14 protein-coding genes are annotated in these 13,621 nt (G+C 75.3%); 5 read left to right on the top strand and 9 right to left on the bottom strand.

The window, feature by feature from the left end:
* Positions 1–29: 29 nt before the first annotated feature.
* The 3 genes from H505_RS0131070 to H505_RS45440 form a co-directional block, all read right to left on the bottom strand.
* Entirely contained in the window at positions 30–566 is a 537-nt protein-coding gene (locus H505_RS0131070) for an MSMEG_1061 family FMN-dependent PPOX-type flavoprotein (protein ID WP_026405084.1), read from the bottom strand.
* Positions 567–755: 189 nt separating this feature from the next.
* Entirely contained in the window at positions 756–2,879 is a 2,124-nt protein-coding gene (locus tag H505_RS45445; RefSeq protein ID WP_051301361.1) for a protein kinase domain-containing protein, read from the bottom strand.
* Between the two features lie 17 nt (positions 2,880–2,896).
* Positions 2,897–4,939: a serine/threonine-protein kinase gene (locus tag H505_RS45440; protein ID WP_051301360.1), complete on the bottom strand. Its 2,043-nt coding sequence runs from the start codon at positions 4,937–4,939 to the stop codon at positions 2,897–2,899.
* 227 nt (positions 4,940–5,166) lie between these two features.
* Here H505_RS45440 and H505_RS0131055 point away from each other — a divergent pair, with 227 nt between their 5' ends.
* Positions 5,167–5,493 (top strand): Atu4866 domain-containing protein, encoded by a 327-nt coding sequence (locus H505_RS0131055; protein WP_084551022.1) that lies wholly within the window; start codon positions 5,167–5,169, stop codon positions 5,491–5,493.
* Here H505_RS0131055 and H505_RS45435 read toward each other — a convergent pair.
* The 3 genes from H505_RS45435 to H505_RS0131040 form a co-directional block, all read right to left on the bottom strand.
* A complete protein-coding gene (locus H505_RS45435) occupies positions 5,478–5,960 on the bottom strand; it encodes a GNAT family N-acetyltransferase (RefSeq protein WP_051301359.1) in 483 nt (160 codons plus the stop codon). The two genes, H505_RS0131055 and H505_RS45435, sit on opposite strands and share 16 nt — an antisense overlap.
* A gap of 132 nt (positions 5,961–6,092) precedes the next feature.
* Complete coding sequence (locus H505_RS0131045; RefSeq protein ID WP_157433199.1) at positions 6,093–7,139, bottom strand: hypothetical protein; 1,047 nt, start codon at positions 7,137–7,139, stop codon at positions 6,093–6,095.
* Between the two features lie 65 nt (positions 7,140–7,204).
* A complete protein-coding gene (locus H505_RS0131040) occupies positions 7,205–7,612 on the bottom strand; it encodes a PA14 domain-containing protein (protein ID WP_157433198.1) in 408 nt (135 codons plus the stop codon).
* 269 nt (positions 7,613–7,881) lie between these two features.
* On the opposite strand from H505_RS0131040, the gene H505_RS45430 reads away from it, so the two are divergent.
* From H505_RS45430 to H505_RS0131020, 4 genes are all read left to right on the top strand, one after another.
* The gene (locus H505_RS45430; RefSeq protein WP_051301358.1) at positions 7,882–8,388 is read left to right on the top strand and encodes a SigE family RNA polymerase sigma factor; all 507 of its coding nucleotides are present in this window, start codon (positions 7,882–7,884) and stop codon (positions 8,386–8,388) included.
* Entirely contained in the window at positions 8,385–9,218 is an 834-nt protein-coding gene (locus tag H505_RS0131030) for a hypothetical protein (protein WP_026405080.1), read from the top strand. Before H505_RS45430 ends, H505_RS0131030 begins: the two co-directional genes overlap by 4 nt.
* 15 nt (positions 9,219–9,233) lie before the next feature.
* A complete protein-coding gene (locus H505_RS0131025) occupies positions 9,234–9,638 on the top strand; it encodes a hypothetical protein (protein ID WP_026405079.1) in 405 nt (134 codons plus the stop codon).
* Between the two features lie 93 nt (positions 9,639–9,731).
* Positions 9,732–10,739, top strand: coding sequence for a protein kinase family protein (locus tag H505_RS0131020; protein WP_026405078.1), 1,008 nt, complete (start codon positions 9,732–9,734; stop codon positions 10,737–10,739).
* Between the two features lie 130 nt (positions 10,740–10,869).
* Here the strand turns inward: H505_RS0131020 and H505_RS0131015 are convergent, their stop codons facing one another.
* The 3 genes from H505_RS0131015 to H505_RS0131005 all read right to left on the bottom strand — a co-directional run bounded on the left by H505_RS0131015 (position 10,870) and on the right by H505_RS0131005 (position 13,299).
* Entirely contained in the window at positions 10,870–11,250 is a 381-nt protein-coding gene (locus H505_RS0131015) for a tautomerase family protein (RefSeq protein WP_026405077.1), read from the bottom strand.
* Positions 11,251–11,294: 44 nt separating this feature from the next.
* Positions 11,295–12,752 carry an MFS transporter gene (locus H505_RS45425; RefSeq protein ID WP_125616250.1) on the bottom strand — a complete coding sequence of 486 codons (1,458 nt, stop codon included), beginning with the start codon at positions 12,750–12,752 and terminating at the stop codon, positions 11,295–11,297.
* Between the two features lie 97 nt (positions 12,753–12,849).
* Positions 12,850–13,299 carry an RrF2 family transcriptional regulator gene (locus tag H505_RS0131005; RefSeq protein WP_034520732.1) on the bottom strand — a complete coding sequence of 150 codons (450 nt, stop codon included), beginning with the start codon at positions 13,297–13,299 and terminating at the stop codon, positions 12,850–12,852.
* Positions 13,300–13,621: the final 322 nt, after the last annotated feature.

Raw genomic sequence — 13,621 nt, 5'->3', positions numbered from 1 at the left:
AGGAGGAGGGGGCCGTGCCGGTCAGCCGGTCAGCCGGTCAGCCCGGCGCGCCGCAGCGACGCCGGGCAGTGCAGGTAGACCTCGTCGACCTCGACGAGGACCGCCAGCTTCGGCGCGGTCCCCTTCTCCGCCATCTCCGCGAAGAACGGCGCGTCCCGCAGGATCCGGGCGCGGCCGTTGACGCGCAGCACCCGCGTGTCGCCCGGGATCACGAACAGCATCCCGACGTTCGGGTGCGCGAGGATGTTGTGCAGCGTGTCGCCGCGCCGGTTGCCCACGCGTTCCGGCAGGACGAGCGTCCGGTCGTCCAGCACCCGGACGAACCCGGGCTTCCCGCCGCGCGGCGAGACGTCCAGCTCCCCGGCGGCGTCGGACGTCGCGAGGAGCGCGAGCCGGGCGCGGGCGAGGATGTCGGCGTCGTCCGGGGTGAGCCGGTCGTGCACCTTGTCGATGACGATCGGGAGCGGCTCGCCGAGGATCTCCCGCAGGACGTCCGGCGACCGCACCTCCACGAACCCGTCGGCGGGGGCGTCGGCGGGGGCGGGGGCCGGGCTGGCGTTGGGCACGCGTTTCCTCCTCGAACCGGGTGCGTCGCGGACGTCCGGCCGTTCCGTGGGTCCGTCCGGCCTGGAACGTGCCATACCGGGCCGGACCAGGGCCGCGAGCGATCGTCCGACCCGAACGCTACCGTCCCGGCCCGCCCCCGCGCGGCCCCGGCCCCGGCGGTGCCCCCGTGCCCGCCGGGGTCGGGGGCGTCACCGGGCCATCTCCGCGGCGCGCAGGCGGCCGTCGCCGCCGTCGAAGTAGACGGTCCCGCCGACGACGGCCGGGGACGCGTCCGACCCGTCGGCCAGCCGCACCGTCCCGCGCGAGTCGCCCGCGCGGGCGTCCAGCAGGTGGAGGTCGCCCTCCTTGGTGCTCACGTAGACGATGCCGTCCGCGAGCCTGGGCGGCGCGGTAAGGGCGTCGGCGGTCTCTTCCCTCCACAGCTCCTTGCCGGTCCGCGCGTCGACGGCGAGCACCGTGCCGTTGTGCTCGTTGTAGTCGTTCCCGCCGAGGTAGAGGACGCCGCCGCGCACGGTCGGGAACTCGACGTTCTCGAACTCCTCGATCTCGGTCTCGATCCGCCAGCGGACCCGCCCGCCGGAATCCCGGGCCGTGAGGACACCGCCGTAATCGCTGAGGGCGTAGAGGACGCCGTCCGCGGCGGTCAGCGACGCCAGCCGGTTGCGGACGTTCCCGTCCAGCAGGTTCAAGCGCTCCTCGCCCGTGCGGGCGTCGACCGCGTGGATGCGGTGCTCCCGCCCCTTCTTGCCGACCTCGGCGAAGTAGGCGACGCCGTCGGCGACGGCCAGCCCGCCGACCAGCCCGGCCGGAGCGCTCCACATCTTCCGCCCGGTGGCCGCGTCCACCGCGTGGACACCCCCCTTGCCCCCCTCGCCGAACTCCGACGTGCCGAAGTACACGGCACCGTCGGCGACGATGGGCCCTTCGGTCACCGTGCTGCCGACCGGGTGCTCCCACACCTGCCTGCCGGTCCCGGCGTCGAGCGCGTACACGCGGCCACCGTCGTCGTTGTGGCCGCTCTCGAAGTAGAGCCGGCCGCCGACGACGGTCAAGCCCAGCGGGATGCCCGTCCGGTCGAACGTCCAGCGGAGGCCGCCGGTGCGGGCGTCCACGGCGTACACGACGGAGTCCCTGTCGAAGTACACCGTCCCGTCCGCCACGACGGGCGGATCGGACGGGGCCTTCTCGTACGACCACAGCTGCGTCAGCTTCGGCGGATCGGGACTCGCGGACGGCTCGGACGCCCCGGACGACCCGGCGCCGGAGCCGCCGGACACGAGCACCACGGCCGCGACCACCGCGATGACGGCCGCCACGGCGGCGCCCGCGAGCAGCGGGCGCCGCGCCCACCTGCGCCGTCCGGCGGGCGGCGGGTCCGGCAGGACGGCGGTCTCGACGACGGTCGGCGCGGGCTCGACGGACGGGCGGGCGTACTCGCGGGTGAGCTCGGCCGTCACCGGCCCGGGCAGCCACCCCTCCTCCGCGAGGGACCCGCCGGACGGCCCGTCCGCGGCCAGCTCGGCGACCAGCTCGGACACCGCCGGGCGGGCGCCGGGGTCCTTGGCGAGGCAGCGCGCCACGAGGTGCGCCAGGTCCGACGGCAGCGCCGCCAGGTTCGGCGGCTCGTGCACCACCCGGTAGTTCAGCGCGTGCGCCGACCCGCCGCCGAACGGCCCGTCCCCGGTCGCGGCGTGGGCCAGGACGGCGCCGAGCGCGAACACGTCGCCCGCGGGACCCGTGTCGCCGCCCCGCAGCTGCTCGGGCGCCATGAACCCGGGCGTCCCGAGCGCCGCGCCCGTCACCGTCAGCCGGGTGCCCTCGACCGCGAGCGAGATCCCGAAGTCGATGAGGCGGGGGCCGTCCTCCGCCAGGAGGATGTTCGACGGCTTGAGGTCGCGGTGCACCACCCCGGCCGCGTGCACGGCTTCGAGGGCCTCGGCGAGCGCGGCGCCCAGCGCCCGCACCGAGCGCTCCGGCCACGGGCCGTGCGCCGCCACCGCCTCCCGCAGCGACATCCCCGGCACGTACTCGGTGGCGAGCCACGGCGGGTCGCCGTCCGGGTCGGCGTCCACGACGGCGGCCGTGAACAGCCCCGTCACCCGGCGCGCCGCCCTCACCTCGCGGACGAACCGGCCGCGGAAGCCCGGGTCCTCCGCGAGCTCGTCCCGCACGACCTTCACCGCGACCGCCCGGCCGCCCGGCGACAGCCCCAGGTAGACGCGTCCCATGCCGCCCTGGCCGAGCCGGCCGACGAGCCGGTACCGCCCGACCCGTTCCGGATCGTCCGCCTCCAGCGGCGCGCGCGCACCCACCCTGCTCCTCCTCGCGCTCACCCGGCGGCCTCGACCGCCCGCAGGCGCCCGCCGTCCTCGTAGTACACGGTGCCGCCGACGATCGTCGTGCTCTCCCCGAGGACGTCCGTCCACAGCCGTTCGCCGGTGCGGGCGTCGAGGGCGTGCACGGTCTCGTTCTCGCCGTCGCCGTCGTTGTCGGGGACCTCGTTGAAGAGGACCTGGCCGTCCATCGCCTCCAGCAGCACGAGCTCCTTGTCCGGGCCCGGTTCGTGCTTCCACAGCAGTTCGCCGGTCCCGGCGTCGAAGGCGCACACGTAGGCGTCGTTCTCGAAGTAGACGACCCGGCCCGCGGCGATCGGGTATCCGGCCCCCGCCGCGAGGGCCGGGTCCCATTCCGGCCCGTCGAACTCCCGGCTCCACGCCTCCCGCCCGGTGTCGGCGTCCACCGCGTGCACCGCGCCGTCCATGGTGGCGAGGTAGACCATGCCGTCCGCGGCGACCGGCAGCGCCTCGATCTCGCTCCCGGCGTCGAACCGCCACAGGCCGTCGCCGGTCCCGGCGTCCACGGCGTGCAGGGCGGCTTCGCCGTCCACGACGTAGAGGGTCCCGCCGGCGGCGACCGGGGTGTCCCACATCACGCCTTCGGTGCGCTTCTCCCAGCGCTTGTCGCCGGTGCGGGCGTCGATCTCGAACAGCCAGTTGGCGAACGCCTTGTACGTGGTGCTTCCGACGGTGCTGGACGGCCCGGTGATGCCGTGGTCCTTCTCCTTCCAGAGCTCCCGGCCGTTCCGGGCGTCCAGGGCGTACGTGTACGTGCCGTCCCCGTAGTACGCGATCTCGTCGCTCCCCTCCTCGAGGGCCGGGTACTCCCCGGGGTAGCGCTTCCGCCACCGCTCCGCGCCGCCGGCGGCGTCGAGCACGACCAGGGTGCCGTCCTGGTCGCCGAGGTAGACCGTGCTCTCGGTGACGCGCACCAGTTCGAGGTCGCCGTCCAGCGGGAACGACCAGCGCTCCTTCCACGCGGGCGGCCCGGCGGTGTCCCGCTCGTCCCCGGACGTCCGGGCCGCGAGCACGGCCCCCGCCGCGACGAGCGACACCGTGGCGGCGACGGCGACGCCCGCGAGCAGCGGCCTGCGCCACCCGGCCCGCGCGCGGCGGTCGACGGCCGTCGGCTCCGCGGGCGGCTCGGCCACCGCCCCGGCGGGTACCAGGACCGGGGCGGCCTCCGCGCGCCCGATGTCGGCCGCGACCGCGTCGGGCAGCGGGCCGTCCCCGGCACCGCCCAGCTCCGCGACCAGCTCGGACACCGCGGGACGCTCCTCGGGGTCCTTGGCCAGGCAGCGGCCCACCACGTCCGCGAGCCCGGACGGCAGCCCCGCCAGGTCCGGCGGCTCGTGCACCACCCGGTAGTGCAGCGCGTGCGCCGGGCCGCCCCCGAACGGCCCGCTCCCGGTCGCCGCGAACGCCAGGACGGCGCCGAACGCGAAGACGTCGCTCGCCGCGGACGCCTCGTCCCGCACGAGCTGCTCCGGGGCGATGAAGCCGGGCGTCCCGATCACCGCGCCGGTCTCGGTGAGCTGGGTGCCCTCGGCCGCGAGGGAGATCCCGAAGTCGATCAGGCGCGGGCCGTCCGCCGCCAGCAGCACGTTCGACGGCTTCAGGTCGCGGTGCACCACCCCGGCGCCGTGCACGCTCTCCAGCCCCTCCGCCAGCGCCGCGCCCAGCGCCCGCACCGACCGCTCCGGCCACGGGCCGTGCGCCGCCACCGCCGCCTCCAGCGACGGCCCCGCCACGTACCGCGTCGCGAGCCACGGCGGGTCGCCGTCCGGGTCGGCGTCCACGACCTCGGCGGTGTAGAAGCCCGCGACCAGCCGCGCCGCCGCCACCTCACGGACGAACCGGCCGCGGAAGCCCGGGTCGCCCGCGAGTTCGTCCCGCACGACCTTCACCGCGACCGGACGCCCGCCCGGCGACAGCCCCAGGTACACGCGCCCCATGCCGCCCTGGCCGAGCCGCCCCACGATCCGGTACCGCCCGACCCGTTCCGGATCGTCCGTCTTCACCGGTGCGACCGCCACCCGGCGCCTCCGCCCTTATTGAGAACAAACCTGTTCCTTTGACTGACATCTTGTCACGCGGCGACCACGCCGGGGAGTCCCCGAGCGTTCCTCGGTGCGGCCCTCCCAGGAAGACCGCGCCCTGCCCCCGGCACCGGCGCCGCAGCAGACTCGACGGTGTCCCCAGCAGCCCGTCCCAGCAGCCCGTCCCAGCAGCCCGTCCCAGCAACCTGTCCAAGGAGCCCGCCATGCCGCGCACCGCCGCCGTCGCCCTCGGCCTGCTCGCCGTCCTCGCCGCGTCCGCCTGCAAGCAGGACCGACCCGGCCGCCCCCAGACCGCCCCGCATCCCCACGTGGGCATGTGGGTCACCGCCGACGGCCGCATCCGGCAGGAGCTCCTGCCCGACGGCCGCTACGAGGAGGCGCGGGACGGCCGCGAACGCGCCTACACCGGCCGCTACACGGTCACCGGCGACCACATCGACTACTTCGACGACCTCGGCTTCACCGCCACCGGCGACGTCCGCGACGGCGTCCTCTACCACGAGCACCTCGTCCTCTACCGCGAGCGCTGACCCCCGGCACCCCCGGCCGGGGGCAGCGGCTTGCGCAGGAGGTAGTCGGAGCCGGGCCCGGTGTCGGCGTCGCGGTAGCCGAGGCGCAGGTAGAAGCTGTGGGCGGTGACGGTGGCGCCGGTCTCCATGTGGGCGTGGCCCTCGCGGGCGGCGAGCGTCTCGACGTGCCGCAGGAGCCGCCGTCCGAGGCCCCGCCCGGCCGCGCCGGGATCGACGAACAGCGAGTAGACGCGGTTGCCGTCGCGGGAGACGGTGCCGACGACCCGGCCGTCGTCGGCGACGTAGACGCGGCGGACCGCCGACAGCTCCACGAACCGCTCGGCGGTGAACCGCGCGCACATCCGGTCGATGACGTCGGGCGGGTAGTCGCGGCCGTTCACCGCGTGCAGGCACCGCCGGACGAGCCCGGCGACCTGCCGGGCGTCGCCGGGGCGGAACGGCCGGATGGCGGCGGTCGCGTCGCCCATGTCCAGAGGATGCCCGGACGCCCGCCCCCGTACCCGGCCGGAACGCGACGATCGCGCGGACGCGACTCCGCCGCGACCCGCGCGTCGGCCCGGCCGTTCGACGAGCCGAGGCGTGACGCTCCCCGCCCGGGGTCAGCCTGTGCGCACCGCGATCGGGGCATCGTTCGCGCGGCCCACGCCCCAGATCGTCGACGCGCCGACCGCCGCGAGGTCGTGCAGTTCGGCGCCGTCCGGAACGGCGACCGGCTGCCACGCGCCGTCCTCGTAGCGCGCGAGCCCGGTGCCGCCGGACGGGACGGTCGCCGCCCACACGGCGCCCGAACCGTCGACGGCGATGTCGACGACGGGGCCGCCCGGCCCGTCGATCGTCGTCCACGCGGAGCCGTCCCAATGGGCGAGGTGCGCGTTCGCGGACACCCACACGTCGTCGGGCGCCAGCGGGACGACCCGGTCGATGCTGTTGGAGGACGGCAGGTCGGGTTCGGGCAGCCGGGTCCAGGCGGTGCCGTCGAAGCGGGCCACGGCGGGCCGCCGCTCGCCGCCGTCCGCGCCGGGGCGGGAGCCCGCGGCCCAGACGTCCGCGGCGGACGACGCACGGACGTCGTTGAACCGCGCGCCCGGGTCGGGGAGGCCGACGGCGGTCCAGGCGTCGCCGTCGCGCCGGAGGAGGTGCGGCTCGCCCGAACCGGCGGGGACGTCCTGGGTGATCCAAGTCCCGGCGGGCCCGGTGCTGAGCACGCCGATAGCGGCGGCGGACGGCGTCTCGACCCTACGGAAGGACGTCCCGTCGAACGCGAACAGCCGGTTCGTCCCGGCCGCGCCCTGCTCGACGCCGCCGATCCACGTCCCGCCCGCCCCTGACGCGACCTGCCGGACGAACCCGTTGCCCGTCCAGCCGCGGATCGGGTACTCCTGCCAGCCCGATCCGGTCCAGCGCCGCACGACCGGGTTGCCGATGTTGTAGCACCACGGGTTGAGCACGACCAGGCAGTGGGCGCCCTGGCCGCCGCCGATCCAGACGCCGCCCGCTCCGTCCGGGGCGACGGCGGTGAGGTCGGCGCGCGGCCACAGGAACGGCAGCGGCACGGTGCGCGGGTCGGTCTCGGCGGCGTGCGCCGCCGCCGGCAGGGCCAGCAGTGCGGCGCCCGCGACGGCCGCACTCACCAGGAATGTCCTCATAGAGGCCACGATGCAACATCCGCACCGTCCATGCCAGTAAACCGTGGCACGTTTTCGGGGTGGGGTCAGTCGGGCACGCGGCCGTAGTCGCTCTTCTCGCCGTCCGGGTCGGTGAGCGTGACCGTCGCGCCGTCCGGCGACACCACCGCCGTGCCCGGGAACGGGCCACCGCCGCAGTCGATCTGGAAGGCGTACGTCCGCTCCCCGCCCTTGGGCTCGACGGTCCCGTCGCAGGTCTCGCCGTCACTGGAGAGGCTGACCGTCCCGTCGCCGCGGAACTCGAACGTCTCGTTGTCCGCGCCGTTCTTCGGCCCGCGCCACGTCCCGGTGATCGACGCCTGGTCGTCCCCGGCCGCCTCGGCGGCCTCCTGGCCGCCCTGCCCGCTCCCGGCCGACGCCGTCTGCCCGCTCCCCGCGGACGGCTCCGGGTCGTCACCGCCCGAACAGCCGGTGATGCCCAGCACTGCGCACATGGAGCCGACAAGGAGCCACTGACGCACGGACGTCCTCCAGAGGGGGTGGGGTTCGGCGCGCACGCGCGGAACCGCGAGAGAGAAGGTGATCAAGGTAGCCGTCCCCCCGAAGCGCCTCAAGGCGCGGCCCCTCCCGGCGCAGGCCGGAACCGGCCAACCGCCGGACGGCCGGGACGTCCCGCAGACCGGCGGCGGAAAAAGATCGGGCGCGGAAGCATAGCCGCGGGGGGTTCGCGGGTCTCAGAGGGTGACACCACAGAGGAGGTCCGTTGAACCGAGAGGCCCGCGAGAGCTTCGCCGCGTTCGTCGCGGCACGGTCCGGCAGCCTCATCCGGACGGCGTACGTGCTGGCCGGGGACCAGCACGCCGCCGAGGACCTGCTGCAGAACGCGCTGGCGAAGACGGCCGCGCGGTGGGGCCGCGTGCGGGACAACCCGGACGGCTACGTCCGCCGCGCCATGTACAACGAGCAGGTCAACCGGTGGCGCCGCCGGCGCCGCGAGTCGGTCGTCGCGGAGCCTCCCGACCTGCCCTCCCCGGGCCCGGACGTCGACCTGCGGCTGACGCTGGAACGCGCGCTGCTGGCCCTGCCGCCGCGCAAGCGGGCCGTGCTCGTCCTGCGCTACTACGAGGACCTGCCCGAACGCGACGTCGCCGCGATCATGGGCTGCTCGGTCGGCACCGTCCGCAGCCAGACGCACCGCGCCATCGCCCGGCTCCGGGAACTCGCCCCCGACCTGGCCGCCCACCTCGAACCCGCCGGAGGCCGACCGTGACCGACCGGATGCTCAAGGACGCGCTCACCGCGCTCGCCGACCGCGCCGAGCCGCCCGCCGACCTCGCCGACCGCGCCCTCCGCACCGCCGCCCGCCGCCGCCGGGGCAGGACGGCCGCCGGCGCGGCCCTCGCCGCCCTCGCGATCGCCGTGCCCGCGACGTTCGCCGCGGGCGCCGACACGTCCGCCCCCGGCGTCCTCGGCCCGCCCGGCGAGTCGCCGCCCGCCCTCCCGGGCGACACCCCGAGCGAGCGGGCGATCACCCGCGCGTGCCTGCGCGACGGGCCGTCGTCCGACTTCCGGCTGCTGACGCGGCAGCGGGTGCCGGGCGGGCAGCTCGTGGAGGTCGGCGGCCCCCGCGGCTACGTCCTCTGCGTGACCGGCGGGGGCCACAACACCGAACCGCCGCAGGTGCACCCCTGGCCCGGCGGGACGGACGGCGGCCTCTTCGGCTTCGACGCGCCGCTGCGCGTGGACGGCATCCGGCAGGTGCAGGCCCTGAAGTGGGACGAACTGCACGCGGTGGTCGTCGGCCGCGCCAAACCCGGCGTCACCCGCGTCGGCGTGGCGTGGGACGGCGGCCGCGCCGCGCAGGCCGTCGTCCACGACGGCTTCTTCATCGCCCAGACCCCCGCCGAGATGGTGCGGGACGGCGGGTCGACCGACGCCATGTCCTCGCCCACCATCCGCGTCGCGGCCGTGACCGGCTACGACGCCGCGGGCGAGGCCGTCCACACGTGGCGGCCGAAGGTCCCGACGGAGCGGGCCGGGTTCGTCCCCGAGGACTGCACCGACGGCCTGACCAGCCCGCGCCCCACGCTCTGCGACTGACCCCGGGAGTCGGTGATGCCGATCCGGCCCAGGGCGGCCGACCTCGCCCTCCGCTGGCACGCCGGGCTGCTGGCCGGGCGGGCGCTGACGGCCGCCGTCTACGGCGAGCACCGGCGGAGCCGCGCCCTGACCGCCCGCGCCGTCCACCGCGGCCCCGCCGCGGTCGAGCGCCTCGTCGCCGTCTGGTGCAGGGCGATCCTGGACGAGCACCCGCGGGCCGCCGGCATCCGGCCCGGCATCGAGCAGGCGCCGGTCCCGGCGCGCTGGGCCGCGCGGGTGCTCGCCGCCGCCGCGGCCCGCGACCGGGTCATGCTCCCCGCCCTCGTCGGCGCCGTCCCCGCCGACGAGCTCGAACCGCACTTGGCGGCCCTGCTGCACCTCGCCGTCGCCGCGGTCGTCGAACGCGACGACGAGACCTGATTGCCGACGCCGTCCCGCCCGTGGAAGATCTAGGGGCACCGTACGCGAGGAGGTCCGAAGCCCGATGAGCGTGATCGACTCCCCGCCCGCCGCGTGACCCACACCGACGGCTCCGAGCCGGCCCACGCCCTCGCCGGCACCCCGCCCCCCGCGTCCTTGCGGGACGCCGTCGACCGGTACGGGCCGCTGGCGCCCGCCGACGCCGCGGCGCTGGCGGCGGAGCTGGCCCGGCGGCTCGCACGGAGTCCGGCGGGCCGCGGCCTGCACCCGTCCGGGGTGCTGCTCGCCGAGGACGGGCCGCGCGTCGTCGAGTCCGGCGCGGCGCACCCCTCGTTCGTCTCGCCCGAAGAGGCGCGCGGGCACGACGTGGTCCCGCCCAGCGACGTGTTCGCGCTCGGGGCCGTCCTCGCCTTCGCCGCGACGGGCCGCCCGCCCTTCGGGACGGGCCCCGCCGAGGACGTCCTGCACCGCGTCGTCCACGACGAGCCCGACCTGTCCGGAATGCCGGACGGCCTGGCGGCCCTGGCCGCCGACTGCCTCGCCAAGGACCCCGCCGAGCGCCCGACCCCCGGCGACGTCCTCGCACGGATTCCGGGCGAGGCCGTCTACGTCCGGGACAGGCGGTGGCAGGTGTCGACGCACTTCACGGCCGGCCTGTTCGTCACCTGGATGTTCGTCCTCCTCCCGCTGTTCGCGCTGCCCGTCCTCCACGGCCTCGGGACGTCCGGCAGGATCGCCGCCGCGGCGGCGATCAGCGTCCTCGGCGGCGGACTGTTCACGCTCCTCGGCCTGTGGCTCCCCTCGGACCGCCTCACCCTGAACCGCGACGGCCTCGCGTTCCGGTACGTCGCGGACACGTTCGTCCCCTGGAACCTCGTCGAGCAGGTGGGCGTGATCGGCGACGGCCACGAGCACAAGCTCGTCATCTGGTACGCCGGGGACGAGCGCCCGATCGAAGGCGACGACCTCCACGGCGGCACCGTCGTCTGCTCGATCAGCGATGTCATGGCGGAGGAGGAGATCGTCGACCTCCGAGCGGCGCTCGCCCACTTCGCGGACGCCCGCTACGTCGAGCCACCGGACCCGTCCGCCGAGCCGTGACCCGGAGCCCTCAGAACGAGAGGGCCGCCTCCGCCGTCGCCGCCGGGCTCGACAGGACGGCGGCGTGCTCACGGATGTCGAGCATGTGGGGTGTCCTCCGGGACGGGCCGCATGCGGCCGTGTGTCCGGTTCAGGCGGCGGGGGTGCCGGCTACGAAGGTGCGTTCGGGTGGGGACGCCACGAGTTCGACCATGGTGCCCGGGCGGAAGTCCTCTCCCAGGACGCCGGTGACGGCGTCGGTGAGGGCGGCGCCGAGGTCGGCGGTGAGCCGGGCGGCGTCGGGACGGTCGAAGAGGCCGGCGCGGACGCCCAGGACCACCGAGGCGCTCGCGTCCACCGCCTTGCCGCCCTGCGCGAGGCGCCCCGCCGGGACGCCGTCCAGCCGGATGCCCACCAGGTCGCGGGCCCAGTCGCCGTAGACGCCGACGATCGCGTCGGTGAGCGCGGTGACGAGCTCGGGCTCCTTGCCCGCCAGCCGGTTCTCCGGAAGGTGCACGGTCAGATGCGGCACGGCCGCCTCCAATAGCTTTGACAACAAAGGCTTTGACATCAAAGCTACTTGACCGGCGCGCCGGTGTCCACAGGGGAAGGGGCCGTGGGCTGCGGGGACCATGCCGTCCGCAGGCGGAGGGCGGCGAGGGCGGCCAGGGCGGTGATCAGGGTCAGGGCCAGGAAGACGTCGGAGTAGGCGGGGGCGTCGCCGGTGTAGAAGGGGTTCACCGCGCCGGCTCCGGTGGACTCCCGCGCGGTGAGCAGGGCGCCGAAGAGGGCGGGGCCGGTGCCCGCGCCCAGGAACTGCGCTCCCTGGAAGATGCCCACTCCGGTGCCGGCGTGCTGGGGCGGCAGGACGCTGCCGACCACGCCGGTGGTCAACGTGATGACGAACGCGAAGCCCACGTCGAGGCCGAGAACGGCCAGGCCGACCAGCACGTGGGACGACCCGGCCGCGACGGTGGACAGGAAGAGGGTGGAGAGCCCCATGACGGCGAGGCCCGCCAGGAGGACGGGGTGCGCGTGGCGGCCGCGGGCTCCGACCCGTCCGGCCAGTGGCGCCAGGAGGGCCAGGGCGATGCCGCCGGGGATCATGACGAGGCTGCCTTGGCCGGGGGTGAGGCCGTTGACGTCGATGATGAGGACCGGCACCAGCACCAGCGTGGCGAGGTTGGCGGTCATCGCCAGGAAGACGGTGAGGACTGCGGCGACGTAGGCGCGGTCGGCGAACAGCGACGGCGGGACGAACGGGTGCGCCGCGGCGCGGTTGCGTGCGGCGAACAGCGCCGCGAGGACGACGCCGCCGAGGATCGGCCCCCACGACCGCGGGTGGCCGAAGCCCGCCCCCTCGGACTGGGTGACGCCGAAGAGCAGCAGGCCGGCGGCGAGGCCCAGCAGGACGCCGCCCGCGAGGTCGAAGGGTCCGGAGTCGCCGGGAGGCTCGTCGGCGATGGCCCGGCGCACCGCCGGGATGAGGGCCAGCGCACCGGCGGTCGTGATCCAGAACAGGGCCCGCCAGCCGAGGTACTCCCCGACGATGCCGCCCACGGCGGGTCCGGCGGCGGTTCCGACGCCCGCGGCCGCGGCGACGAACCCGACGCCGACCGCCGCCTTGTCGGCGGGCAGGAGCCGCATCACGGCCACGATCCCCAGGACCGGGACGGCGGCCCCGCCGATGCCCATGACGATCCGGCCGAGCACGAGGACCGGCAGGCCGGGCGACAGCGCGCTGATCAGGCCGCCGACCGCGAAGACCGCCAGCACGACGGTGAAGAGGCCGCGAAGGCTGTACCGGTCGGCGATCCGTCCGTAGAAGGGCACGCCGACGGCGAACGCCAGCAGGAACCCGGTCACCGTCCACGCGACCTGGGCGGTGGACGCCGCGAACTGCTCGGAGATGCGCGGGAGGACGAGCGAGACCATGTCGGCGGCGGTGATGTTCAGGAGCATCGCCGGTACGAGCACGAGCAGCAGTCGAGGCATCGACACGGCGGGCGCCGCGGACGCCGGGGCCGAGGGCATGGGGGTCTCCGATCTCGAGGGAACTGATACCGGTGTAGTTGCAGTTATGGGCGAAAAAGACGGGCGGAGAGGTGGCTCTCCGCCCGCGCGGTTCCGGTCAGCGAGGCGGGACGGCGGTGCGCTCGCGGCCGATGACGCGGTCGAGCATCTCGGCGACGCTCGTCCGGCTCAAACGCTCTTCGAGGGCGCGCTGCGCCGCCGCGAACTCCTCTTCGAGCAGCGCCTGCATGTGCCGTCCGACCATGCAGTTCCGGCTCGGCGGGTGCGCGTGCACCGGCAGCAGCGCCTCGTCGCTCTCCACGGCGGCGTAGGCGTCGTGGAGGCTGATCTCCTCGGCGGGCCGCGCCAGCCGCCAGCCGCCGCCGCTGCCCTCGACCGAGTCGACCATGCCCTTGGCGCGCAGCGACCCGAGGATCCGGCGCACGAGCACCGGATTGCTCTCCAGACTCTCCGCGATCTTGTTGGACGACTGGAGCCCGTCGTCCTCCCACCGCGCGAGGAACGTCAACGCGTGGATGGCCACCGCCGTCCTGCTGCTGACCTTCATACCCCCACTCCCACGAACCGCAACTGCAACTGCAACTGCAACTGCAACTGCAACTGCAACTGCAACTGCAACTGCAACTGCAACTGCAACTGCAACTGCAACTGCAACTGCAACGAGGTTAGTTACAGTTCGCCCGCGGAGTCAACGCGCGGCGGGAGGGGTCCCGGGCGGCTTGAGGCACAGTGAGTCCCGCGCGCCCGCGAGACGCGATGTTCGGCGCCGAGGCACTCCACCCGCCCGGGAAGGTGATCCGCATGCAAAAGAAGTCGCTGTTCAATAGATTCCGACGGGATCGACACAAGGTAGGCGCCAAATCGGGCAC

The sequence above is a fragment of the Actinomadura rifamycini DSM 43936 genome (assembly GCF_000425065.1).
Classification (GTDB): domain Bacteria; phylum Actinomycetota; class Actinomycetes; order Streptosporangiales; family Streptosporangiaceae; genus Spirillospora; species Spirillospora rifamycini.
This window is presented reverse-complemented; position numbering and strand designations above follow the sequence as displayed.